Origin of the sequence: Butyrivibrio sp. (genome assembly GCF_017940685.1) — a bacterium.
Classification (GTDB): domain Bacteria; phylum Bacillota; class Clostridia; order Lachnospirales; family Lachnospiraceae; genus Butyrivibrio.
In genome coordinates this window covers 1-23889 of the sequence record NZ_JAGAYD010000248.1, presented here as the reverse complement: position 1 = coordinate 23889, position 23889 = coordinate 1, and the positions used below count along the sequence as shown (strand labels likewise).

Sequence of the window (23889 nt, the reverse complement as noted above, 5' to 3'; positions counted from 1 at the left end):
ATTGGAGGAATGTATGGGAAGGCTATTCTGTGTTATACCCTGTTATAATGAGCAGGAGGTTCTGCCAGAAACTTCAAGTCGCATTCGCGACAAGCTTTTAGACCTTATATCTAAAAATAAAATAGACAGCGACTCAAGGATCGTCTTTGTTAACGATGGATCCAAGGATGCTACCTGGGATATTATAACGGACCTTCATCATAAGGATCCTGTTTTTCAGGGTATCAATCTTTCCAGGAACATGGGACATCAGAATGCACTTCTTGCAGGCCTTATGACAGTTAAGGACTCCTGTGACTGTGCTATTTCTCTTGATGCTGATCTTCAGGATGATATAGAAGCAATAGAGGCTATGATCGACAAGTTTAATGAAGGCGTAGATGTTGTCTATGGTGTTAGAAGTAAGAGGACAACAGACACCTTTTTTAAGAGATTTACCGCTGAAGGCTTTTATAAAGTCATGAACAGCCTTGGTGCCAACACTGTTTACAATCACGCAGATTACAGGCTTATGAGTAGACGAGCTCTTCTTGGGCTTGCGGAGTTTGGAGAAGTTAACCTCTTTTTGAGGGGCATCGTTCCAATGGTAGGCTATAAGAGTGATGTAGTTTACTACGAAAGAGCAGAGCGCTTTGCAGGAGAGAGTAAGTATCCTCTTAAGAAGATGTTGAGTTTTGCAGTTGAGGGAATTACAAGTCTTTCAACCAAGCCCATCAAGCTTATAACAGGACTTGGAATATTTATTTTTCTTGTTAGTATTGCAGTATTTATCTATTCCCTTATCCGCTATTTTAATAACCAGACAGTTCCAGGATGGACCACAACAGTTCTTTCAGTTTGGTTTATTGGCGGACTTATGATGATATCCCTGGGAGTTATAGGAGAGTACATTGGCAAGATTTATCTTGAGACTAAGAATAGGCCAAGATTTATCATAGAATCATATCTTAGTGATGATTCAGAACAAAAGAAATAAAGGTAGGAAATGTGAGAAATGGCAAAGAAACCAGAAGATTTTAAAAAAGAAATGGAAGATAATATGAGAGCCAAGCTCTCTGAGTATAGCCATGTTAAGAAGGTTATCGGAATTGTAAGTGGAAAGGGCGGCGTTGGTAAGAGCCTTGTAACAGGCCTTTCTGCTATTTCAATGTGCAGAAAGGGCTACCAGACTGCAATTATGGACGCTGATATCACTGGCCCTTCAATTCCCAAGATGTTTGGGATCGGAAAAGAAAACTATGCTGATGAAACAGGTATGCTTCCAGCAGTTACTGCAGGTGGCATGAAGATCATGTCTCTTAACATGCTCATGGAGAATGAGACTGATCCTGTTATCTGGAGAGGTCCTGTAATTGCAGGTATAGTTAAGCAGTTCTGGTCTGATGTTAACTGGGGAGATGTGGACTTTATGTTTGTGGATATGCCTCCAGGAACTGGAGATGTGCCTCTTACAGTATTCCAGTCACTTCCGGTTGATGGCATCATCGTTGTTGCAACTCCACAGGAGCTTGTTGGAATGATCGTTGAAAAGGCCATTAATATGGCTAAGATGATGAACATTCCTGTACTTGGAATAGTTGAAAACATGAGCTATATGACATGCCCACATTGTGGCGAGCCTATCTATATGTTTGGCGAGAGCAAGATTGATGATTACGCAGCATCTCTTGGGCTTTCAGTACTTGGCAAGATTCCAATGAACCCTGATTTTGCAGCTAAGTGCGACGCTGGACGTGCTGAAGATATTGAATTTGAAGGCCTTGAGAAGTTAGTTTCAGTTCTCGATGGAATGAAGGAATGATCTTATGAAGATGAAACCTGAGAAAAACCAGATAACCTGGGGTATCACATTGTTTCTGGTAATAGTGGCTTCGCTTTTAGCCTACTATTTCCTTTTTCATGGAAAGGTAATTGTAGATTTCTTTGAAAAGATCCTGGATTCCATATCAGGTATCATCATCGGGGTCATAATCGCATATATACTGATACCGCTTCAGGATACTATCGAAGGGAAGTTTCTTGTTCCTATCTATAAAAAGAGGGGATACGATATTTCTTTTGCTGAAAATGCCAACTGGAAAAAGAGAAGACAGATGAGAGGCATAGCAGTACTATGCACAATGCTGATCTTCATCTTTATAGTATTTTTGCTGGTAAGGATCATTATCCCTCAACTCATTAGCAGTATAAGAGAGATCATCAATAACCTTCCTGTTTATATTAAGAACATTGATGATTATTCAAATCTACTTCTTGAGAATAATCCTGAACTCAATGAGTTTATTGATTCTCAGCTGACTTCCTATTATGCGACACTTTCAAGCTTCGTTACTCAGAACATCAAGCCTTACCTTCCTGAGGTGGGTACCATTGTAAAAGTTGCAACAAACAGCGTGTTCTCTGTAATAGGAGTTATATTTGATTTCGTAGTAGGTCTTATTGTTGCTGTATACGTTTTAAACTCCAAGGAGAGATTTACAACAAGAGGCAAAAAGATGGCTTACGCTTTCTTTAAAGAAGATTTTGCCAACGAACTTGTTGGAGGATTTCGTTTTGTACATAACACCTTTGAAAGCTTTATTGGTGGTAAGCTGATCGACTCCATGATCATCGGAGTCATCTGCTATTTTGGATGCATTATTCTTGGCATAAATTATCCGGTACTTATTTCTGTGATAGTAGGTGTGACCAATGTAATTCCTTTCTTTGGTCCTTATATTGGAGGAATAGCAGGAGCACTTCTTCTTGTTTTGATCGAACCCATACAGGCTCTTATTTTCTTGATCTTTGTAATCCTGCTTCAGCAGTTTGATGGTAATATTTTAGGTCCAAGGATCCTTGGGGGATCAACTGGTCTTTCAAGCTTCTGGGTAATTTTCTCCATTACCTTCTTTGGTGGACTATGGGGAGTTGTGGGATGGCTTATAGGTGTTCCTGTTTTTGCGGTTTTCTATGCCCTTGTCTCCAGGATAACCAACCATTATCTGAGGAAAAAGGAACTTTCAGAGTTTACTGGCGATTACTACGATCTGGCCTATATTGAGGACAAAGAGTACAAGCTCCTTAGTGATAAGAGTAATACCAAATTTAATGCAGTCAAGAAAACATCGACATTTAAAAAGATTTTCAGCGGAAATAATAAACTTGACGCGGGAAAAAAATGAATTATAATTGTTACTAATTAGTGCTTTGAAGTGCTAAAGCATAAGGAAGGGGACTGAAATAAAATGGCTAAGAAGAATTTAGACTGGGCTAACATTGGTTTTGCTTACCATGTAGCAGACAAGAGATATGTTTCCAACTTCAAGGATGGAAAATGGGATGACGGCGTCATTACAGAAGATTCCAAGGTTGTCCTTAGCGAGGATGCAGGCGTACTTCACTACGCACAGGAGTGTTTCGAGGGCCTTAAGGCTTATGAGACTGAGGATGGCAGGATCGTTACCTTCAGACCTGACCTCAATGCGAAGAGAATGGTTGATTCAGCCACAAGGCTTGAAATGCCACCATTTCCTGAGGAGAGATTCATCAAGGCTGTAGAGGAAGTTGTTGCTGCCAATAAAGACTGGGTTCCACCTTTTGGAAGCGGAGCAACACTGTATATCAGACCTGTTATGTTTGCAACAGGCAATGTAATTGGTGTTAAACCTGCAGATGAATATCAGTTCAGAATCTTTGTAACACCTGTTGGACCATACTTCAAGGGCGGCGCTAAGCCTATCGTTGTTAAGATCAGTGACTTTGACAGAGCAGCACCTCACGGAACAGGTAACATAAAGGCAGGACTTAACTATGCTATGAGCCTTCATGCTATCGTTACAGCACATGATGAGGGCTTTGCTGAGAACGTATATCTTGATGCTGAGTCAAGAACATATATCGAGGAGACTGGTGGAGCTAATATAATCTTTGTAACTAAGGACGGCGGTCTTGTAGTTCCTAAGTCACATACAGATTCAATACTTCCTTCTATTACAAGAAGATCAATTGTTTATGTAGCAAAAGAGATCCTTGGACTTAATGTAGAAGAAAGACCTGTTAAGCTTTCAGAAGTTCCTGAGTTCGTTGAGATGGGTCTTTGCGGAACAGCAGCTGTTATAAGCCCTGTTGGCAAGATCAATGATCACGGAAAAGAGATATGCTTTAAGGCGGGTATGGAAGAGATGGGACCAGTTATCAAAAAGCTCTACGATACCCTTACAGGAATCCAGATGGGCAAGATCGATGCTCCAGAGGGATGGATACACGAAATTAAATAATACAAGATATACATTATTTCCGGATGGGATTGCTCCTATCCGGAATTTTTTGTATTATGATATACTATATGAACATTTATTTTTGGATAGGAGTTTGATTTGAAAGAGTTAAATTCATGTAAGGAAGCGATGGCTAATAGCATAGAGAATAAGTATTTCTCAGTTGCTCATCTCTATAAGGATGAAAAAGCTATGGAAATGCACATTCATGACTGTTATGAAGTGTATTTTTCTATTTCTGGTGGAAAGCAGTTCCTTATAGACAATCAGGTATATGATATTCAGCCGGGAGATCTTTTCCTTATCAATCAGTATGATTCACACTATCTTACCCAGATTGATAAAGAGCTTCATGAGAGAATTGTTATCATGATCGATCCTGATTATATGAAGAGCATATCCTCTGAAGAGACTAATCTTGATGGATGCTTTTCAAACCGTCCTGAAGGCTTTACTCATAAGATAAGCCTTACCCAGGAGCAGCAGAGCCGTTTTCTCTACTTTATAAATAAGATCGTAACCAGCAACGGCTATGGACATGATCTTCTTGAAAGAGCGACATTTACTGAGCTTTTTGTCATGATAAACAAGCTCCTTAAGGATAAGGAAGATAAGAGAGGGAGTGAGCAGGCTGCAACTTATAATGAGCAGGTAGATGCCATACTTTCTTATCTTAATAATAATATCCAGTATCCAATCAGTATTGGAGACCTTTCAAAACAGTTTTTTATAAGCGAATCTTACATTTGCAGGATATTTAAATCTGCAACAGGAACAACTATTAATAAGTATATGACAGCCAGACGAATTTCCATTGCGAAATCTCTTTTGGCAGAAGGTATTGGCGTCAGTGAAGTCTGCGAAAAATGCGGCTTTTCTGACTACAGCAATTTCCTTAAGGCCTTTACCAAGTCTGTTGGAATATCGCCAAAGAAGTACTCCCAGAACTGCAACAGGTGATATCTGCAGGGAAAATAAAAATAATTGTTGACAAATGGTGTCCCGGCATATAAAATAGCTAAGTACGCTATTGAAAAAACGTAATTGATTGCCGTTTTTGCGGCTTTTCGTATACGGATACAGTAAGGAGGTGTTACTGAAATGTCAATCTGCCCAAAGAATAAGTCATCAAAAGGACACAGAGATCAGAGAAGAGCTAACTGGAAAATGACAGCTCCTACTTTGGTTAAATGTAGTCACTGTGGAGCTCTTATGCAGCCACATTGCGCTTGCAAGAAGTGCGGTTACTACAACAAGAAGAGCATTGTTGAAGTTGAGGCATAATTTTAGTAAAACCGGATATTTTACAAGAGCTTAGAGGCTTTCTGACATGTGTCAGAAAGCCTTGATTTTTGTGTACTCATTTAGTACACTAGATTTTGTTCTAATTAAACTTACGGAGATAAAACATGGCGGATATTGTTAGGGTTGCAGTTGATGCAATGGGCGGAGATAACGCTCCTTTCGTTACTGTTAAGGGCGCTGTTGATGCTACTAAGGAATCAGATAGCCTCAAGGTTTTTCTTGTTGGTCAGAAAGATAAGGTAGAAAGCGAGCTTTCTAAATACAAGTATGATACAAGCAAGATAGAGGTTGTAGATGCTACAGAAGTAATTGACATGGCAGAGCCACCTGTTATGGCTATTCGCAAAAAGAAGGATTCTTCTATTGTAAAGGCTATGTACATGGTCAACCATGGCGAGGCTGATGCATATGTATCTGCTGGATCAACTGGAGCTACTTTGGTTGGAGGCCAGGTAATAGTTGGAAGGCTTAAGGGCGTTGACAGAGCACCTCTTGCTCCTCTTATTCCAACAGAGAAGGGTAATTCTCTTCTTATTGACTGTGGCGCCAATGTAGATGCAAGGGCTAATCACCTTGTTCAGTTTGCCAAGATGGGAACTGTATATATGGAGAACATCATGGGCATCAAGAACCCTACAGTTGCCATTGTCAACATAGGTGCTGAGGAGGAGAAGGGTAACGCTCTGGTAAAAGAGACATTCCCACTTCTTAAAAACTGTCCTGATATCAATTTCATTGGCAGTATCGAGGCCAGGGATATTCCTGCTGGCTATGCAGATATTATCGTATGCGAAGCCTTTACAGGTAATGTGATCCTCAAGATGTATGAAGGTGTTGCCAAGTCAATGATGCATGTCATCAAAAAGAGCCTTATGGGCAACTTAAAGACCAAGATTGGTGCACTTCTTATAAAGAATGACCTTAAGAAATCTCTTTCTGATTACAGTCTTGAAAAGTATGGCGGAGCTCCAATGCTGGGACTTAAGGGCCTTGTAGTCAAGACTCATGGAAGCTCAAGCGATATTGAGATCAAAAACTCAATTTTGCAGTGTGTGACCTTTACAGAACAGAAAATTAGTGAGAAGATTAGCGCAAAGATTTCTGAGTAATCTGGCGCTGATAATATATTTTTTAATTAAAGATCGGAGACATAATATGGAATTTGAAAAGATGAAAGAAGTTATCGCTAATGTACTCAACGTTGATCCTGAGGAGATCAAGCTTGAGACTACATTTACAGAGGATCTTGGTGCTGATTCACTTGATCTTTTCCAGATAATCATGGGACTAGAGGATGAGTTTGATGTTCAGATCGATCCTGAGCAGACTGAGAATATCTCAACAGTTGGCGAGGCTGTTGAACTTTTGAAAAACGCTATCTCAAATAAATAATTCAACATGAGGCAGCTTATGTGCTGCCTCTAATTTTTATATTTGGAGTTTATATGTTAAAAGATACAGATATTGAAAAATTTGAGAAGCTCATTGGATATACTTTCAGAGACAAGGCTTTGATCACTCAGGCCTTCACCCACAGTTCTTTTGTTAATGAGCAAAAGATTGGAAAAAAGCCAGACTATGAGAGACTTGAATTTTTAGGAGATGCAATCCTTGAGATGATCTCCAGCGCCTACCTTTTTAGAACATTTCCCGAAAAGAAAGAAGGGGAAATGTCCAAAATGAGAGCATCCCTTGTTTGTGAGGGAGCTCTTGCATATGATTCTAATGCCCTTGATTTAAGAGAGTATATTCAGCTTGGTAAGGGTGAAGAAGCAACTGGCGGCAGGAATAAAGAATCCATAATTGCTGATGTAATGGAGGCGGTTATTGGAGCACTGTTTTTGGACGGGGGAATCGAAGAGTCCAAGAGATTTATTGATGCTTACATTTTGTCAAACATCGAGGCAGTTCAGATGTTTGTTGACAGTAAGTCGATCTTACAGGAAATCGCTCAGGGTGAGAATCTTGGCGAGGTAAGGTATGAAATTTGTGGCGAAAGTGGACCGGAACATGATAAAATATTTGAGGTTCGCGTTTTCGTTGGAGCTGATAATTTGGGAGAGGGGACAGGAAAGACCAAAAAGGCCGCCGAACAACAGGCAGCTTATAAGGCCGTTCTTGTATTGAAGAATAAGCAGTAATGTATTTAAAATGCATTGAAATTCATGGCTTTAAGTCATTTGCCAATAAGATAAAATTTGATTTTCATAATGGTATCACTGGAATCGTAGGACCTAACGGCTCTGGTAAGAGTAATGTTGCTGATGCGGTAAGATGGGTTCTTGGTGAACAGCGTATCAAACAGCTGCGTGGTGGAGCCATGACAGATGTAATCTTTTCGGGAACAGAGCTTCGTAAGCCTCTGGGCTATGCTTATGTTGCCATCACTTTGGATAATTCCGATCATTCCCTTGCCATTGATTATGATGAAGTTACTGTATCAAGGCGCCTTTACAGGTCTGGAGAGAGCGAATATATGATCAATGGCTCTACCTGCAGACTTAAGGATGTCAATGAGCTTTTCATGGACACAGGTATTGGTAAGGAAGGCTATTCCATAATCGGACAGGGTCAGATTGATCAGATCCTTTCAAGTAAACCTGAGGACAGACGTAATCTTTTTGATGAGGCTGCTGGTATTGTTAAGTTTAAGGCCAGAAAAGAGACAGCTCTTAAAAAGCTTGAGGAGGAGAAGCTTAACCTTACAAGACTTTCTGATATTCTTTCTGAGCTTGAAAAACAGGTTGGCCCTTTGGAGAAGCAGTCTGAAGTTGCTAAAGAGTACCTTAAGTACAAGGAAAGACTTAAAACTCTTGATGTAAACATGTTCCTTGTAGAAAACAAACTTCAGAAAGAGCAGCTTGAAGAAGCAAATAAAAACTATGACATTGCTTCAGAGGCACTTGCTGAGGCAAAAGAGTCCTACGATAAAACAAGGCAGGAATACGAGAATATCCAGAAACAGATCGAAGAGATCGACAAAGAGATTGAAGAGATCAGAGCAAAGATTACAGATTCCTCTGTTAAAAAGGAAAAACTTGAGGGACAGATTGGTATCTTAAATGAAAAGATAAAATCTGCCTCTGAAAATGATACTCATTTCAGGAAGAGGGAAAAGGACGAGCAGGAAAAGCTTGACCTTCGAAACAAAGAAAAAGATAAGTACCTTGAAGAGAAGGAAGCTATAGACAAGGAAGCTGATACTTTATCTGCTGACAGGAATGAAGCCAGAAAAGAACTGGATAAGGTTCTTTCTCAGATAGAAGATATCAACAACGAGATTGAAGAGTGCAAGAGCACAATCATCAAGACTCTTGAAACAAGAGCAAACATAAAGAGTAAGCTTAGTAGTCTCGAAACCATGAAGGAACAGGTCAACATCAGAAAGGCTGAGCTTACAAGTAAGCTTGTAAGGGCCAGATCCGATGAGTCCAAACAGGAAGAGACTTTAAAAAAGCTCCGTGATGAGTTTGACAGCATCACTTCAGAGATATCTGAAATGAACAAGAAGCAGAAAGAGACTGATGCTGAGATTGTTAGCATTCGTGAGAATATGTCTCTTAAGGATACAGAGCTTCGTAAGACTCAGGAGCTTTATCAGCAGGAAAAATCAAGACTTGAAGCTTTGGCAAACCTCACAGAGAGATACGAAGGCTACGGCGGCAGTGTTAAAAAGGTAATGGAGAGAAAGGACGACACCAAGGGAATCATCGGTGTAGTTGCTGATATCATCAAGACTGAGCCTAAATACGAGACCGCTATTGAGGTAGCCCTTGGCGGTAATATACAGAACATTGTTACAGACAATGAAGAAACTGCTAAAAAGATGATCAGGTATCTTAAGGATACAAAAGCAGGAAGAGCAACTTTCCTTCCTCTTACATCTTTGGATAACCCACCTGAGCTTAAGGCAAAAGAGGCTCTTGAAGAGCCTGGAGTACTTGGGATGGCGGATGAGCTTGTTTCTACAGATCCCAAGTACAAGAGCGTTGCCAAGGCAATGCTTGGAAGGATCGTTGCTGTAGACAATGTAGACAATGCAGTTAAGATTGCCAGAAAGTACAACTATACAGTACGTATGGTTACTTTGGAAGGTGAGCTCCTTGTTCCAGGTGGAGCCATCAGCGGTGGTGCTTTCAGAAACAACTCTAATCTTCTCGGAAGACGAAGAGAGATGGAGGATCTTGAAAAGAACGTAAAGAAATACAAGGATAAGCAGGCTGAGCTTCAGAAGGAAATTGAAGATTCAAAGGCCAGGAGAAACGAACTCAGGACCTTTTCTGAGAAGTTAAGGTCAGAGCTTCAGGAGAAGTTCATTGCACAGAATACTGCAAGGATCAATGTAGAAAACGAGGAAACCCGTCAGAAAGAGCAAAAGGGCAACTATTCAGACTTAAAGAGCGAAAGCGATGAGATCGAGAAGAGGCTTCTTGAGATTTCTTCTGAAAAGGAAGAAGCTTTAACGCAGCTCTCTGAATCAGAATCTACTGAAAAAGAGTGTTCAGAGAAGGTAACAAAGTTCCAGGGACAGCTTGAAGAACTCCATAAGGTTGAAGAGCAGGAAAATGAGAATGTTGCTAAGTGGGATATCCAGTACGAGAAGATAGCCCAGAAGCAAGAATTTGCCCAGGCTAATATTGACCGTGTAGATAACGAGATCAAGACCGAAGAAGAAGCTCTTTTGGAAATCCAGGAGACAATAAAGAAAAACGACGAGACCCTGGCCCAGAGCAAAAAAGATATAGAAGAGATAAGGCTCACCATTGAAGCTTCTACTGATGTTCATTCTGAGGCTTCAAGACAGCTTGATGAAAACAAGGAAAAGAAGAACAGCCTTACTGTTTCACAGAAGGAATTCTTTAATAAAACAGAAGAATTAAATAAACACATGTCTGATCTGGATAAAGAAGTTATAAGGCTTTCAGGTAAAAAAGAAAGATGCCAGGAAGCTATTGAAGCGCAGATCAACTACATGTGGAATGAATATGAGATCACTTTGACTGATGCTGCTACAATGCGGGATGAAGAGATGACTGACATCCCTGCAATGAAGAGAGAGACCAGCCAGCTTAAGGAATCCATCAAAAAGCTTGGCGATGTCAATGTAAACGCCATTGAGGACTACAAGAACCTCATGGAGAGATACACCTTCATGAAGACTCAGCACGATGATCTTATTACTGCAGAACAGCAGCTCAAGGAGATCATTAAAGATCTTGATGAGTCAATGCGCAAGCAGTTTGTTGAGCAGTTTGCAAGGATCAATGTAGAGTTTGACAAGGTATTCAAAGAGATGTTCGGCGGCGGAAAGGGAAGCCTTGAACTTTCTGAGGATGAGGATGTCTTAGAGGCAGGAATCAAGATCAATGCCCAGCCACCAGGAAAGAAGCTTGTTAACATGATGCAGATGTCCGGTGGAGAAAAGGCTCTTACAGCTATAGCACTTCTTTTTGCTATTCAGAACCTAAAGCCATCGCCTTTCTGTCTTCTTGATGAGATTGAGGCTGCTCTTGATGAGAACAACGTAGTAAGGTTTGCAAAGTACCTTCATAAACTCAAGAGCACTCAGTTCATTGTTATTACACATCGTAGAGGTACAATGGAAAGTGCAGACAGACTCTATGGTATAACCATGCAGGAAAAGGGTGTATCTACACTGGTTTCTGTAAACCTCATTGATAAGGAGCTTACGAATTAATGGCCAGCTTTTTTGAAAAACTTCAGCAGGGACTATCCAAAACCAGAGATGGCATAGTTAAAGGCATAGACAATGTCTTTTCCGGATATTCCAGTATTGATGATGACTTCTATGAAGAGCTTGAAGAGACGCTCATTATGGGAGATATCGGAATCAATGCCACAAGCCGCATAATAGACCAGCTAAGGGAACAGGTAAAAGAACAGCATATATCAGATCCAGCCAAGTGCAAAGCACTTCTTATCCAGGATATTTGGCAGCAAATGAAGATCGAACCCGGAGCTTACGACTTTGAAGACAAGAAGTCTGTAGTCTTTGTTATCGGAGTAAACGGTGTTGGTAAGACAACTTCAGTAGGTAAGCTTGCAGCAATTTTTAAGAAAAAAGGCAAGAAGGTCATCATTGCGGCGGCTGACACCTACAGGGCGGCTGCCACAGAACAGCTTGCTATGTGGGCTGACAGGGCAGGATGCCCTTTGGTTACAGGAAAAGACGGTTCAGATCCAGCCAGCGTCATCTATGATGCTGCAGCTGCATTTAAGGCAAGAGACTGTGATATCCTTATTGTTGATACAGCAGGCAGACTTCATAACAAGAAAAACCTTATGGAAGAGCTTGCCAAGATGAACAGGATCATTGATAAGGAACTTCCGGATATCTGCAGGGAAAACTTTATTGTGCTCGATGGAACAACAGGCCAGAACGCAATAATGCAGGCAAGGGAATTTGGAGAGGCTGCATCCCTTACAGGAATAGTACTTACCAAGCTTGATGGCACATCAAAGGGTGGAATTGCAGTAGCTATTGTATCTGAACTTGGGATACCAGTTAAGTATGTTGGCGTAGGCGAAGGACTTGATGATCTTGAAAGATTCAATTCAGCCGAGTTTGTAGATGCGCTTTTTGGGGAATAAAACAAAGGTCCAGAGGAGGAAGAAATGTCTGAAGAAAAGATGACTCTTTCAAAATTTGAAGAGGCTTATGAGGATGTAAAAAAAGTAACTCTTGATACCAAGCTGATCTACAGTGATTACTGGAGTAATGCTACAGGCAATAAGGTATACCTTAAGCCTGAGAATATGCAGAGAACCGGAGCATACAAGGTTAGAGGAGCTTACTATAAGATCACAACCTTGTCTGACGAAGAGAGAAAGAAGGGACTTATCACTGCATCTGCAGGAAACCATGCTCAGGGTGTTGCTTATGCTGCCAAGCAGTATGGCGTTAAGGCTACTATCTGTATGCCAACTTCAACTCCTCTTATAAAAGTAAACAGGACCAAGGCACTTGGCGCTGAGGTTGTACTTCATGGAAATGTATATGATGAAGCCTATGAGAAGGCTTTAGAGCTTGCCAAAGAACATGGCTATACGCTTGTTCATCCTTTTGATGACCTTGATGTGGCTACAGGACAAGGCACAATTGCTATGGAAATCATTAAGGAACTTCCTACAGTAGACATTATTCTTGTTCCTATCGGAGGAGGCGGACTTGCAACAGGTGTTTCAACCCTTGCAAAACTCCTTAACCCTAAGATCAAGGTAATAGGCGTTGAGCCAGCAGGAGCTAACTGCATGCAGGAGTCATTTAAGGCTGGTCATGTTGTTACACTAAGCAGTGTAAATACTATTGCGGATGGTACTGCTGTTAAGACTCCTGGAGAGCACATCTTCCCATATCTTCAGAAAAACCTTGATGATATCATCACAGTTCCTGATGAGGACCTTGTTGTTTCATTCCTTGATATGGTAGAAAACCATAAGATGGTTGTTGAAAATTCTGGTCTCTTATCAGTTGCTGCACTTAAGCAGCTTGACTGTAAGGACAAGAAGATCGCCTGTGTGCTTTCAGGTGGAAATATGGACATCATCACCATGTCATCTGTTGTACAGCAGGGACTTATTATGAGAGACAGGATATTTACTGTTTCAGTTCTTTTACCAGACAAGCCGGGAGAGCTTTCAAGAGTATCTGGTATAATAGCAGATGTAAAGGGCAATGTCATCAAACTGGAGCACAACCAGTTTGTATCAATAAACAGAAGTGCCGCTGTTGAGCTTCGCATAACCCTTGAAGCCTTTGGCACGGAACACAAAGAGCAGATCATGAATGCTCTTAATGAAAATGGCTATAAGCCAAGGATAGTAAGGACAAATATTTAATGAATTCCAAAAAAATAATAGGCAGAAAGAGGATACGTGAGTATCTGATCATTACTTTTGCATCACTTATTTATGGAGTGGGAACAAGCCTTCTTGTAGATCCCAACAACCTGGCTCCAGGTGGTATGACAGGTCTTGCAATTGTACTTAACAGACTTGTGGGAATCGGAACCGGAATGTGGTTTCTACTTCTGAACATACCTATCCTCGTTGTGGCTATATGGAAATTTGGAATCAGATTTACCATATCAACTGTATATGCTACAGCAATGATCTCAGTATTTACCGATCTTTGCACCAAGTTTTTTGGCCAGTATGTTATCCATGACATGATCCTGGCTGTGACATTTGGTTCAGCCATGACTGCTGTAGCTATTGGTCTGATTTTTAAATGCCACGCAACAAGCGGCGGCACAGATGTTATAATTAAACTGTTAAGACTTAAGTATCCTCATATCAAGACAGGAGTTTTATACATACTGACTGATATGATAGTTCTCATAATTGCAGCCTTTGTCTTCAATGACCTTGCTGCAGCTATGTATTCGTTCCTTTCTGTTATGGTGGTAAGTGCAGTTGTTGACTTTGTTCTCTATGGTAGAGACGGAGCAAAACTCATTTACATTATTTCAGACAGACCAGAAATTATTACAGCCAGACTCCTTACAGAGCTGGATATTGGCGTTACCCATGTATTTGGTAAGGGAGCATACAGCGGTGAAGAAAAGAAGGTCATCATGTGTGCAATTAAAAAGAGACTTTCGCCCCTTGCGGAGGATATTGTAAGGGAAGAGGATCCAAATGCATTTATGATCGTGTCCAGTGCCAGTGAGATTTTTGGAGAAGGCTATAAGAGCTATTTTGACGAGAGAATGTAAGCATGCATAATTCCTTAGACACTAGAGAGCGCCGCGGCGTCAGAAACACACACAATATAGTTTCGATAATCTTCTTAAGTCTTGTTGCTTTGATGGGACTTTCTCTTAGCATTGCCCTTCTTATCAAAAATGCATCTCTTCAGAGACAGGAGGATGCAGTTCAGAGCGAGCTTGATGCTCTGAATGCAGAAGGGTACTATACTGAAGCTGAGGCAAAAGAGCTTATAGAAGAAGTTAAGCTCGAGACTGAGGAAAGCACTAAAAATTCCATCAGAGCCATGATCCAGGAAAAGCTTGAAAACGGAGAAGGCGCAACATCGGCCATAAGATCTCTTTTCCCTGACCAGATCGTTGTTGCAAGTTCTGGCAGATACTATTTCTTCCCTATAAGAGATGATATAGAAAAGCATGGCTTTTCTGAGTCTGACTTTGAAGTTGGGGAAGATGGCTTCCTTGACTATGTCGGAGATGATTCTACGGTAACTGTTAAGAACGGAATTGACGTATCAAGATTTCAGGGAAGCATTGACTGGGAGAAGGTTGCCAAGGCTGGCGTTGACTTTGCTATTATCAGAGCAGGACTTCGCGGTACTACAGAAGGCAAACTCCTTTCAGACGACTACTTTGTAGATAACGTAGAGGGAGCTATTGAAAACGGTATTGATGTTGGCGTATACTTTTATTCCCAGGCAGTAAATGAGGAAGAAGCCAAGGAAGAGGTACAGATCATCCTTGATCTCATCGAGCCTTACGACATCAAATATCCTGTTGTCATTGATATCGAGTCAGCAGAGTCAGACACTGCAAGAACAGCCAAGCTTACTACAGATGAATATGAGACTGTAGCTAAGACATTTTGTGAAATGGTTAAGCAGGCTGGATATAAACCAATGATCTATGGAAATGTCAAATCCTTTACGCTTCTTATGGATGCTGTTGATGTAGATGATTACGATATCTGGATAGCCTACTATGGACTTCCTATGTACTATCCATATCACTTTAATATCTGGCAGTATACTTCATCCGGCAGGATTGATGGTATAGATGGCGATGTTGATCTCAATATCTGTATAACGGACTACTAAGTATGGAACAGCAGTTTAACGCTTCTTTATCATACGAAGCATATGAGCAAAAGGGATATCTTAATGAAGACTTTCGCTTTTTTCATATAAAAAGTAGTGAAAGCGCAGATATTCCATATCATTACCATGATTTTCATAAACTGATCCTTGTTCTTTCCGGGGATGCGAAATATATGATCGAAGGGCTGGAGTATGAGCTTAAGCCCTTCGATTTTGTGCTTGTTAACAGGCATTGTATCCATAGGCCTATCTGGAATCAGGAAAAGACCGATTCACAATATGACAGGATGATCCTGTATCTTAAGGATGAATTTCTTTTAAAATATGATCTTCTTGACAGCTTTAAAGCTGCCACAGAAAAAAAGAGCAGTGTAGTCAGGTTTTCAGGAAGCATTAGTTCAAAGCTCTATGACGCATTTAAAAAGATAGAATCCGATATAAATAGTCAGGACCAGATCTATAAGGGGAGCCTACGGCTCAGGATAGATCTTTTAAATGCCCTTATAAGTTTTAGCGAGGCATGTATTACTGAAGCAAATTGCTTTGATACGTCTGCAAGATACAACAGGAAGGTGATTGAGATAATAGATTATATTAGTGATAATCTCTCTGGAGACCTTGCAATAGACAGACTGGCAGATCATTTTTATATGAGCAAATATCATATGATGAGACTATTCAAAAATGAAACAGGCTATTCGATCCACAGATATATTTCTGAAAAGAGGATACTGCTTGCCAGAGACTATATTGGAGCAGGAATGCCTGCAACAAGTGCCTGCCTTGAATGCGGCTTCAGGGATTATTCATCCTTTAGCAGGGCATTTAAGAATCAGCTTGGAATATTGCCGTCAGATCTAAAGTTTTAAGTGTCAAGAAAAAATACTTGACACTTATTTTCTTTTTGGTTATTATACTCATTGTGCATAAATATGGGTGAGGTTCATTATGGAAAAAATCGTTGAACAGGGCCTTCTGTATGATTTCTATGGAGAACTCTTAACAGAACATCAAAAACAGATATATGAAGCTGCTGTATATAACGATATGTCGCTTACTGAGATTGCTGATGAACATGGTATCAGCAAGCAGGGCGTGCATGACCTCATAAAAAGATGCACCAAAACGCTTCAGGGTTATGAAGACAAGCTTCATATGATCAGGCGTTTTGAAGCTATCAAAGCGCAGGCTGAAGAACTTAAAAAGGTATCCAAAAAGGATCTGGATGTAACAGAGCTTAAAAAGGCTGCACTTGATATCTCTGAGAATATTTTAGAGGAGCTTACTTAATGGCTTTTGAAAGTCTTACTGATAAACTGCAAAATGTCTTTAAGGGTCTTAAGGGCAAGGGACGTCTTTCTGAAGAGGATGTTAAGCTTGCGCTTAAAGAAGTAAAGATGGCTCTTTTAGAGGCTGATGTCAGCTTTAAGGTTGTTAAGCAGTTCATTTCCTCAGTACAGGAAAGAGCTGTTGGTGAAGATGTATTAAATGGTCTTAATCCAGGACAGATGGTCATCAAGATCGTAAATGAAGAGATGACTTCCCTGATGGGATCAGATACAACTGAGCTTAGCCTTTTACCTGTCAATGAGATCACTGTTATCATGATGTGTGGTCTTCAGGGTGCTGGTAAGACAACAACTGCAGCGAAGATAGCAGGTAAGCTCAAGCTCAAGGGAAGGAAGCCACTTCTTGTAGCCTGCGACGTATACAGGCCAGCTGCTATTGAACAGCTCCGTGTCAATGCTGAGAAACAACAGGTTGATTTCTTTGAGATGGGAACTGACGTAAGTCCTGTAGATATTGCCCTTGCCAGCCTTGAGCAGGCTAAAAAAGCAGGCAATAACGTTGTTTTGATTGATACAGCAGGTCGTCTTCAGATTGATGAAGACATGATGAACGAGCTGATCAATATAAAAAATGCCATTGCAGTACATCAGACACTTTTGGTTGTTGATGCCATGACAGGTCAGGAAGCTGTCAATGTAGCTTCTGAGTTTAACGACAAGGTTGGCGTTGATGGGATCATCCTTTCCAAGATGGATGGCGATTCCAGAGGTGGTGCAGCTCTTTCCACCAAGGCTGTAACTGGCAAACCTATTCTCTATGTTGGTATGGGCGAGAAGCTCTCAGATCTTGAGCAGTTCTACCCTGACAGAATGGCCAGCAGGATCCTGGGAATGGGTGATGTTTTAAGTCTCATTGACAAGGCTGTGGAAGCGCAGCAGCAAATGGACGAGGCAAAAGAAAAAGAGATGGCCCAGAAGATGAAGAAGGGCAAGCTCGATTTCGAAATGTACCTTGAGAGCATGAAGCAGATGCGAAACATGGGTGGCCTTTCAGCTATCATGGGCATGCTTCCGGGAATGGGCAAGATTGGAGAAGATCAGCTTCCTGATGAAAAGGAACTGGCAAGACTCGAAGCAATAGTTCTTTCTATGACTCCTGAGGAGCGAAAAAATCCAAAGCTTATGAGTCCCCAGAGAAAGTTCAGGATAGCAAAGGGCTCTGGAAATGATATCGCAGCAGTAAACCGCTTTATCAAGCAATTTGAGCAGATGAACAAAATGATGAAGCAGATGCCAGGACTTATGGGTGGAAAGAGAAAAGGCTTTGGCAAATTTGGAGGCTTCCCTGGAATGGGCGGCTTTGGCGGCGGTAAATTCTTTTGATATGTCTATGCAGCTATAGCTGTTTGATACATATAAAAACAAAAACAATAATTTATTTATTTAAAATGGAGGACATTTAAAATGGCAGTAAAGATCAGATTAAAGAGAATTGGTAAGAAGAAGGTTCCTTTCTACAGAATCATCGTTTCAGATTCTAAGTTCCCTGTACAGGGTAAGTTCATCGAGGAGATCGGTACATACGATCCTAACACAGATCCTAGCACAGTAAAGGTTAATGAGGAGCTCGCTAAGAAGTGGCTTTCAAACGGAGCACAGCCTACAGAGTCTGTTGCTAAGCTTTTCAAGCAGGCCGGCATTCAGAAATAATCTTTTCTGATTTGATAGATCATTCAAATTTGCCGGAGGTGGATAGTGAAAGAATTAGTTGAAGTTATCGCAAAAGCCCTGGTTGACAATCCGGATGAAGTAGTAGTAACCGAGAAAAAAGACGGGCGTAATATCATGATCGAGCTTCATGTTGCACCTTCTGACATGGGCAAGGTGATAGGTAAGCAAGGACGCATTGCTAAGGCAATTCGCGCCGTTGTAAAGGCTGCATCAACAAGAGAAGATGTTAAGGTTGATGTTGAAATAGTATGATTTACGGAGCCGAATAAGGTATCAACTTTATTCGGCTCTTTATTACGCTTAATTGGGTGAAAAATGAATTTTCATATTATGACTCTTTTCCCTGAAATGGTTGAGCAGGGATTAAAGACCAGCATAACTGGTCGTGCAGCAGATAAAGGGCTTATATCTTTTAATGCTGTCAATATCAGAGATTTTTCAAATGACAATAAGCATCACAAGGTTGATGATTATACATATGGCGGCGGAGCTGGAATGCTTATGCAGGCTCAGCCGATTTACGACTGCTTTTTGTCCATAAGAGATTCAATATCGGATCTGTCAGAAGATAAGAAGCTTCGTGTTGTTTACGTGACACCTCAAGGCAGTGTTTTTAACCAGAAAATGGCTGCAGATCTTGCAAAGGAACAGGATCTGGTTTTTCTTTGTGGACACTATGAAGGTGTTGATGAGAGAGTCCTTGAAGAGATTGTTACAGACTACATTTCAATTGGAGATTATGTGCTGACAGGTGGCGAGCTTCCTGCTATGGTGATGATTGATGCCATATCAAGGCTTGTTCCCGGAGTTTTAAATAACGATGAATCTGCAATGACTGAAAGCTTTGCAGGCGGTCTTCTTGAATATCCTCAGTATTCAAGACCTGAGGAGTGGATGGGGAAAAAGGTTCCACCGATACTTTTATCTGGTGATCACAAGAAGGTTGACGAGTGGAGACTTGAGCAGTCCATTTTAAGGACCAAGGAAAGAAGACCAGACCTTTATGAAAAGTGGGTTTTGGAGAATCCTCCAAAGCCTGAGAAAAAGAAACGTAAAAAGCGCACTAATATCACAGAAGAGGATAATAAATGACAGACAGGTTTCAGGTGGGAGTAATTGCATCTACACATGGTCTTCAGGGTGAAGTTAATGTTTTCCCTACAACTGAGGACCCTTCCAGATTTAAAAAGCTTAAACAGGTTGTTCTTCACACACAAAGGGGTGAGGAGTTGCTTTTGGATGTGGTAAGCGCAAGATTTTTTAAGAAGTTTGTTATAGTTAAATTTAAGCAGTTTAATAATATTAACGAGGTTGAGAAATTCAGAGGCTGTGAACTTACCATTGACCGTAAAGACGCCATAAAATTACAACCTGGTGAGTATTACTGCGCAGATCTTATTGGACTAAGTATCGTTGATGAAGATGGCAGTGAACTTGGAACACTTACCGAAATTCTTCAGACTGGTGCCAATGACGTCTATGAGATGACCAGAAAGGATTCTGGAGAAAAAGTCTATATACCTGCTATCAGGGATTGCATCAAAGAAATCGATCCTGAAGGCGGCAGAATAGTCATTCATGTCATGGATGGTCTTCTTTAAAAGATAGTGACTTTTCTTATTAATTGTCATATAATATTTAGAGTAAATATTTAGTGTATGAAAATATCTTAATACAAGATATTGGGGTGAGGATTCTAATGGTAGATTATACAGAAGGTGCTGGATATCAGTATCATACTCATGTTGGCCCTGGGGATGTGGGCAGATATGTTCTTTTGACTGGAGATCCAGGAAGATGTGAATCTATTTCAAAGCTATTTGATGATCCCAAATTTGTTGCATATAACAGAGAGTATAATTGCTATACAGGGTATCTTAATGGTGAAAAGGTAAGCGTCATTTCTCATGGAATTGGCGGAGCTTCTACAGCAATCTGTGTTGAGGAGCTTGCTAAGTGTGGCGCAGATACTTTTATCAGAATGGGAACTTCTGGAGGAATGCAGGATGATGTGGTTGGTGGCGATATTGTTATTGCTTCAGGCGCTATCCGTGCAGAGGGAACCTCCAAGGAGTATGCACCCATTGAGTATCCTGCTGTAGCTTCTTTTGATGTGGTAAATGCCTTGGTAAACGGCGCTAAGAAGTCTGGCGCCAAATATCATGTAGGTGTTGCACAGTGCAAGGATTCATTCTTTGGACAGCATGAGCCTGAGACCAAGCCAGTTGGTCCCGAGCTTTTGTATAAATGGGACGCATGGATCAAATGTGGATGTCTGTGTTCCGAGATGGAGAGCTCAACTCTGTTTATCGTTGGAAGTTATTTAAGGATAAGGACAGGAGCAGTTCTTTTAGTAGTTGCCAATCAGGAGAGGGCTAAAAAGGGCCTTCCTAATCCACAGGTTCATGATATGGATATTGTGTACAAGACAACTATTGAGGCTGTAAAAGAGCTTATTAATTTGGATAAAGCCTAAATAAGGTTTTATTATACATTTTTCATTTTTTATTTTTATAATGGAGGGAAATTATGAAAAAGAAGATTTTAGCAGTTCTTATGGCTGCAACAATGGTATCTTCTCTTGCAGCATGTGGCTCATCAGCTCCTGCAACAGCAGATACTACAGAACAGACTGAGGCAGCTCCAGCTGAGACAGCTGAGGCTCCAGCAGCAGAGGCTACAGAAGCTACAGAGGCTCCTGCTGAGGCAACTGATATGAAGGTTGCTATGGTAACAGACTACGGCGATATCACAGACCAGTCTTTCAACCAGTCAACATACGAGGCTTGCAAGGCATTTGGCGAGGCTAATGGTGTAGAGTTCACATACTACAAGCCAGAAGGCGATTCAGATGCTGAGAGAGTAGCTATGATCGACAAGGCTGTTGCTGATGGATTCAATGTAATCGTTATGCCTGGTTACGCTTTTGCTGGCGCTATCAAGGAGACAGCAGAGATGTATCCTGACATCAAGTTCGTTGCTCTTGACGTTTCTGAGTACGACCTTGAGGGTGACTCATCAGACTTCAACAACAAGACATATGACAACGTATTCTCAGCAGTATATCAGGAAGAGCTTCCTGGATACATGGCTGGTTATGCTGCAGTAAAGATGGGCTACACAAAGCTTGGTTTCCTTGGCGGTATGGCAGTTCCTGCTGTTATCCGTTATGGTTATGGTTTCGTTCAGGGTGCTGACGCTGCTGCATCAGAGATTGGCGCTGACGTCGAGATCAACTACGCTTATGGTAACCAGTTCTACGGCGATTCAGATATCACAGCTGCTATGGACACATGGTACCAGGGTGGCACAGAAGTTGTATTTGCTTGCGGCGGCGGTATCTTTACATCTGCAGGCGAGGCAGCTGCTAAGGTAAACGGAAAGGTTATCGGTGTTGACGTTGACCAGGCTGCAACAATCGATGGAATGTTCGGTAAGGGCATGACAATCACATCTGCTCAGAAGGGTCTTCAGGCAACTGTTAACACACTTCTTTCAGCAATCAGAGATGGACAGTGGGATTCATTCGCTGGACAGATCCAGAACCTTGGTCTTGTATCTGCTGATGATCTTTCACTCAACTATGTATCACTTGCTGATTCAACAGTTTGGACAGACACATTCACAGCTGATGATTACAAGCAGCTCGTTAGCGATATGGTAAGCGGAAAGATTACTGTATCAAATGATTCTTCAGCTGAGGAGCCTTCAGCTACAACAGCTAAGATCAACTTCCAGGGCAACATCAAATAATATGCGCGCCTAGCGCTTTTAAGGGCCGGCAGATTCATAGTCTTCCGGCCTTTTTTCGAAGAAACAAATAATTACGAGGGTATAGAGGAGGTATCAATGGCAGCTACTAGTGAATATGCTATTGAAATGCTGAACATTACCAAGAGATTTCCAGGTATCATAGCTAATGATAATGTTACGATCCAGCTCAAAAAAGGCGAGATCCATGCACTTCTTGGTGAGAATGGTGCAGGAAAATCAACTCTTATGAGCGTACTCTTTGGACTTTATCAGGCTGAAGAAGGTACTATCAAGAAAGACGGTAAGGTTGTTAAGATCAACAACCCTAATGATGCCAATGATCTTGGCATAGGTATGGTTCATCAGCATTTCAAGCTTGTTCAGTGCTTTACTGTATTGGACAACATTATTCTTGGTGATGAGACCACTAAGCACGGATTTTTGCAGAAAGAGGAGTCAAGGAAGAAAGTACTTGAACTCTCTGATAAGTATGGCCTGAAGGTAGATCCTGACGCAAAAATTGAGGATATCACTGTAGGAATGCAGCAGAGAACTGAGATTCTCAAGATGCTTTACAGAGATAACGAGATCCTTATTTTTGATGAGCCCACTGCTGTTTTAACACCTGCAGAGATCGACGAGCTTATGGAAATCATGAGAAATCTTGCAAGAGAGGGTAAGTCTATTCTGTTTATTTCTCATAAGCTTGCAGAGATCATGGCTGTTGCGGACAGATGCAGTGTACTTAGAAGAGGTAAGTACATTGGAACAGTAAATATTGCTGATACCGATCAGAATGAATTATCCAGGATGATGGTGGGACGTGATGTTCAGCTTGTGGCAACAAAAGATGACAAGGAACCTGGTGATGTTATCCTTCATGTTGAGAACATGACAGTTCCTAGTAAACTTCATCATAATAATGCTGTTAAGAATGTTTCTTTTGATGTCAGATCAGGAGAGATTGTTTGTATTGCCGGTATCGATGGAAATGGACAGACAGAACTTGTTTACGGCTTATCAGGACTTGAAAACTGTACCAGTGGTAAGATAACTCTTTCTGGCAAAGATATTACCCATGCATCAATAAGAGAGAGGTCAACCAGTGGTATGAGTCATATCCCTGAAGACAGACATAAACATGGTCTTGTTATGGATTATTCACTGGCTTATAACTTGGTACTTCAAAGATACTTTGAACCTGAGTTTTCAACAAAGACTGGCTTCCTTAAAAAAGCAGCCATCAATTCTTATGCTAACAAGCTCATTGAGCAGTATGATATCAGATCTGGTCAGGGAGCGCCTACAATAGCTCGTTCTATGTCAGGTGGTAACCAGCAGAAAGCTATCATAGCAAGAGAAATTGATAAAAACCCGGATCTCCTTATAGCTGTACAGCCTACCAGAGGACTTGACGTTGGAGCTATTGAGTATATCCACAAACAGCTCATTGCACAGAGAGATGCTGGCCACGCAGTTCTTTTAGTATCTCTGGAGCTTGAAGAAGTTATGAGTATTTCAGACAGGATACTTGTTATGTATGAGGGTGAGATAGTAGGTGAGTTTGATCCTAAGGTTACAACTCCTGAAGAACTTGGTCTTTACATGGCAGGAGCTAAGAGAAAGGAGGTAACAGCCTGATGGGTTCATCTGATAATTCTAAAAACAGCTTTTTGGCAAAACCAGCTGTACAGTCCATTTTAGCTGCTATTCTCTGTATAATAAT

Annotated in this window: 24 protein-coding genes; all 24 read left to right on the top strand. The window is 41.1% G+C overall.

The genetic code is table 11. The features are described from left to right. Nucleotides 1-13 precede the first annotated feature (13 nt). The 24 genes from J6I68_RS15000 (at nucleotide 14) to J6I68_RS14885 (ending at nucleotide 23804) form a co-directional block, all read left to right on the top strand. The gene (locus J6I68_RS15000) at nucleotides 14-976 is read left to right on the top strand and encodes a glycosyltransferase family 2 protein (protein WP_292221505.1); all 963 of its coding nucleotides are present in this window, start codon (nucleotides 14-16) and stop codon (nucleotides 974-976) included. A gap of 18 nt (nucleotides 977-994) precedes the next feature. Continuing rightward, nucleotides 995-1801 (top strand): Mrp/NBP35 family ATP-binding protein, encoded by an 807-nt coding sequence (locus tag J6I68_RS14995; RefSeq protein WP_292221504.1) that lies wholly within the window; start codon nucleotides 995-997, stop codon nucleotides 1799-1801. Nucleotides 1802-1805: 4 nt separating this feature from the next. Further along, on the top strand, nucleotides 1806-3164 hold the full coding sequence (locus J6I68_RS14990; protein ID WP_292221502.1) for an AI-2E family transporter: 1359 nt from the start codon (nucleotides 1806-1808) through the stop codon (nucleotides 3162-3164). A 63-nt stretch (nucleotides 3165-3227) separates the two neighbouring features. Continuing rightward, nucleotides 3228-4259: a branched-chain amino acid aminotransferase gene (locus J6I68_RS14985; protein ID WP_292221500.1), complete on the top strand. Its 1032-nt coding sequence runs from the start codon at nucleotides 3228-3230 to the stop codon at nucleotides 4257-4259. Between the two features lie 99 nt (nucleotides 4260-4358). After that, a complete protein-coding gene (locus J6I68_RS14980) occupies nucleotides 4359-5219 on the top strand; it encodes an AraC family transcriptional regulator (protein ID WP_292221498.1) in 861 nt (286 codons plus the stop codon). 141 nt (nucleotides 5220-5360) lie between these two features. After that, the gene (gene rpmF, locus J6I68_RS14975) at nucleotides 5361-5543 is read left to right on the top strand and encodes a 50S ribosomal protein L32 (RefSeq protein WP_022773549.1); all 183 of its coding nucleotides are present in this window, start codon (nucleotides 5361-5363) and stop codon (nucleotides 5541-5543) included. Nucleotides 5544-5668: 125 nt separating this feature from the next. Next, nucleotides 5669-6673 (top strand): phosphate acyltransferase PlsX, encoded by a 1005-nt coding sequence (gene plsX / locus J6I68_RS14970; RefSeq protein WP_292221497.1) that lies wholly within the window; start codon nucleotides 5669-5671, stop codon nucleotides 6671-6673. A 46-nt stretch (nucleotides 6674-6719) separates the two neighbouring features. Beyond that, nucleotides 6720-6956 (top strand): acyl carrier protein, encoded by a 237-nt coding sequence (gene acpP / locus J6I68_RS14965; RefSeq protein WP_292204287.1) that lies wholly within the window; start codon nucleotides 6720-6722, stop codon nucleotides 6954-6956. Nucleotides 6957-7009: 53 nt separating this feature from the next. After that, complete coding sequence (gene rnc, locus J6I68_RS14960; protein WP_292221494.1) at nucleotides 7010-7705, top strand: ribonuclease III; 696 nt, start codon at nucleotides 7010-7012, stop codon at nucleotides 7703-7705. Beyond that, on the top strand, nucleotides 7705-11262 hold the full coding sequence (gene smc, locus J6I68_RS14955) for a chromosome segregation protein SMC (protein ID WP_292221492.1): 3558 nt from the start codon (nucleotides 7705-7707) through the stop codon (nucleotides 11260-11262). The genes rnc and smc overlap by 1 nt, the downstream gene beginning before the upstream one ends. Then, the gene (gene ftsY, locus J6I68_RS14950; RefSeq protein WP_292221491.1) at nucleotides 11262-12176 is read left to right on the top strand and encodes a signal recognition particle-docking protein FtsY; all 915 of its coding nucleotides are present in this window, start codon (nucleotides 11262-11264) and stop codon (nucleotides 12174-12176) included. Before smc ends, ftsY begins: the two co-directional genes overlap by 1 nt. Before the next feature lie 24 nt (nucleotides 12177-12200). Further along, nucleotides 12201-13424: a threonine ammonia-lyase gene (ilvA, locus tag J6I68_RS14945; RefSeq protein ID WP_292221490.1), complete on the top strand. Its 1224-nt coding sequence runs from the start codon at nucleotides 12201-12203 to the stop codon at nucleotides 13422-13424. Beyond that, the gene (locus J6I68_RS14940; RefSeq protein ID WP_292221488.1) at nucleotides 13424-14302 is read left to right on the top strand and encodes a YitT family protein; all 879 of its coding nucleotides are present in this window, start codon (nucleotides 13424-13426) and stop codon (nucleotides 14300-14302) included. Before ilvA ends, J6I68_RS14940 begins: the two co-directional genes overlap by 1 nt. A 2-nt stretch (nucleotides 14303-14304) precedes the next feature. Beyond that, entirely contained in the window at nucleotides 14305-15390 is a 1086-nt protein-coding gene (locus J6I68_RS14935) for a glycoside hydrolase family 25 protein (RefSeq protein ID WP_292221486.1), read from the top strand. A gap of 2 nt (nucleotides 15391-15392) precedes the next feature. Next, nucleotides 15393-16259, top strand: a complete 867-nt coding sequence (locus tag J6I68_RS14930) for a helix-turn-helix domain-containing protein (RefSeq protein ID WP_292221484.1) — start codon at nucleotides 15393-15395, stop codon at nucleotides 16257-16259. Nucleotides 16260-16338: 79 nt separating this feature from the next. Continuing rightward, nucleotides 16339-16680: a YlxM family DNA-binding protein gene (gene ylxM / locus J6I68_RS14925; RefSeq protein ID WP_292221482.1), complete on the top strand. Its 342-nt coding sequence runs from the start codon at nucleotides 16339-16341 to the stop codon at nucleotides 16678-16680. Further along, a complete protein-coding gene (gene ffh / locus J6I68_RS14920; protein ID WP_292221481.1) occupies nucleotides 16680-18062 on the top strand; it encodes a signal recognition particle protein in 1383 nt (460 codons plus the stop codon). The genes ylxM and ffh overlap by 1 nt, the downstream gene beginning before the upstream one ends. An 81-nt stretch (nucleotides 18063-18143) precedes the next feature. Then, nucleotides 18144-18389 carry a 30S ribosomal protein S16 gene (gene rpsP / locus J6I68_RS14915; protein ID WP_292204297.1) on the top strand — a complete coding sequence of 82 codons (246 nt, stop codon included), beginning with the start codon at nucleotides 18144-18146 and terminating at the stop codon, nucleotides 18387-18389. Between the two features lie 45 nt (nucleotides 18390-18434). Then, nucleotides 18435-18662, top strand: a complete 228-nt coding sequence (locus tag J6I68_RS14910; RefSeq protein WP_120741893.1) for a KH domain-containing protein — start codon at nucleotides 18435-18437, stop codon at nucleotides 18660-18662. Nucleotides 18663-18725: 63 nt separating this feature from the next. Beyond that, nucleotides 18726-19502, top strand: coding sequence for a tRNA (guanosine(37)-N1)-methyltransferase TrmD (gene trmD / locus J6I68_RS14905; RefSeq protein WP_292221479.1), 777 nt, complete (start codon nucleotides 18726-18728; stop codon nucleotides 19500-19502). Continuing rightward, a complete protein-coding gene (gene rimM / locus J6I68_RS14900) occupies nucleotides 19499-20011 on the top strand; it encodes a ribosome maturation factor RimM (protein WP_292221476.1) in 513 nt (170 codons plus the stop codon). Before trmD ends, rimM begins: the two co-directional genes overlap by 4 nt. A 98-nt stretch (nucleotides 20012-20109) precedes the next feature. Continuing rightward, nucleotides 20110-20886, top strand: a complete 777-nt coding sequence (udp, locus tag J6I68_RS14895) for a uridine phosphorylase (RefSeq protein ID WP_292221474.1) — start codon at nucleotides 20110-20112, stop codon at nucleotides 20884-20886. Nucleotides 20887-20939: 53 nt separating this feature from the next. Next, nucleotides 20940-22163 (top strand): BMP family lipoprotein, encoded by a 1224-nt coding sequence (locus tag J6I68_RS14890; RefSeq protein ID WP_292221472.1) that lies wholly within the window; start codon nucleotides 20940-20942, stop codon nucleotides 22161-22163. 96 nt (nucleotides 22164-22259) lie between these two features. Continuing rightward, nucleotides 22260-23804, top strand: coding sequence for an ABC transporter ATP-binding protein (locus tag J6I68_RS14885; protein ID WP_292221470.1), 1545 nt, complete (start codon nucleotides 22260-22262; stop codon nucleotides 23802-23804). Nucleotides 23805-23889 lie beyond the last annotated feature (85 nt).

Excerpts from the sequence above, each read along its gene's own strand:
- J6I68_RS15000 (WP_292221505.1), top strand. The coding sequence starts at position 14 with ATGGGAAGGCTATTCTGTGTTATACCCTGTTATAATGAGCAGGAGGTT.
- J6I68_RS14995 (WP_292221504.1), top strand. The coding sequence starts at position 995 with ATGGCAAAGAAACCAGAAGATTTTAAAAAAGAAATGGAAGATAATATG.
- J6I68_RS14990 (WP_292221502.1), top strand. The coding sequence starts at position 1,806 with ATGAAGATGAAACCTGAGAAAAACCAGATAACCTGGGGTATCACATTG.
- J6I68_RS14985 (WP_292221500.1), top strand. The coding sequence starts at position 3,228 with ATGGCTAAGAAGAATTTAGACTGGGCTAACATTGGTTTTGCTTACCAT.
- rpmF (WP_022773549.1), top strand. The coding sequence starts at position 5,361 with ATGTCAATCTGCCCAAAGAATAAGTCATCAAAAGGACACAGAGATCAG.
- plsX (WP_292221497.1), top strand. The coding sequence starts at position 5,669 with ATGGCGGATATTGTTAGGGTTGCAGTTGATGCAATGGGCGGAGATAAC.
- acpP (WP_292204287.1), top strand. The coding sequence starts at position 6,720 with ATGGAATTTGAAAAGATGAAAGAAGTTATCGCTAATGTACTCAACGTT.
- rnc (WP_292221494.1), top strand. The coding sequence starts at position 7,010 with ATGTTAAAAGATACAGATATTGAAAAATTTGAGAAGCTCATTGGATAT.
- smc (WP_292221492.1), top strand. The coding sequence starts at position 7,705 with ATGTATTTAAAATGCATTGAAATTCATGGCTTTAAGTCATTTGCCAAT.
- ftsY (WP_292221491.1), top strand. The coding sequence starts at position 11,262 with ATGGCCAGCTTTTTTGAAAAACTTCAGCAGGGACTATCCAAAACCAGA.
- ilvA (WP_292221490.1), top strand. The coding sequence starts at position 12,201 with ATGTCTGAAGAAAAGATGACTCTTTCAAAATTTGAAGAGGCTTATGAG.
- J6I68_RS14940 (WP_292221488.1), top strand. The coding sequence starts at position 13,424 with ATGAATTCCAAAAAAATAATAGGCAGAAAGAGGATACGTGAGTATCTG.
- J6I68_RS14935 (WP_292221486.1), top strand. The coding sequence starts at position 14,305 with ATGCATAATTCCTTAGACACTAGAGAGCGCCGCGGCGTCAGAAACACA.
- J6I68_RS14930 (WP_292221484.1), top strand. The coding sequence starts at position 15,393 with ATGGAACAGCAGTTTAACGCTTCTTTATCATACGAAGCATATGAGCAA.
- ylxM (WP_292221482.1), top strand. The coding sequence starts at position 16,339 with ATGGAAAAAATCGTTGAACAGGGCCTTCTGTATGATTTCTATGGAGAA.
- ffh (WP_292221481.1), top strand. The coding sequence starts at position 16,680 with ATGGCTTTTGAAAGTCTTACTGATAAACTGCAAAATGTCTTTAAGGGT.
- rpsP (WP_292204297.1), top strand. The coding sequence starts at position 18,144 with ATGGCAGTAAAGATCAGATTAAAGAGAATTGGTAAGAAGAAGGTTCCT.
- trmD (WP_292221479.1), top strand. The coding sequence starts at position 18,726 with ATGAATTTTCATATTATGACTCTTTTCCCTGAAATGGTTGAGCAGGGA.
- rimM (WP_292221476.1), top strand. The coding sequence starts at position 19,499 with ATGACAGACAGGTTTCAGGTGGGAGTAATTGCATCTACACATGGTCTT.
- udp (WP_292221474.1), top strand. The coding sequence starts at position 20,110 with ATGGTAGATTATACAGAAGGTGCTGGATATCAGTATCATACTCATGTT.
- J6I68_RS14890 (WP_292221472.1), top strand. The coding sequence starts at position 20,940 with ATGAAAAAGAAGATTTTAGCAGTTCTTATGGCTGCAACAATGGTATCT.
- J6I68_RS14885 (WP_292221470.1), top strand. The coding sequence starts at position 22,260 with ATGGCAGCTACTAGTGAATATGCTATTGAAATGCTGAACATTACCAAG.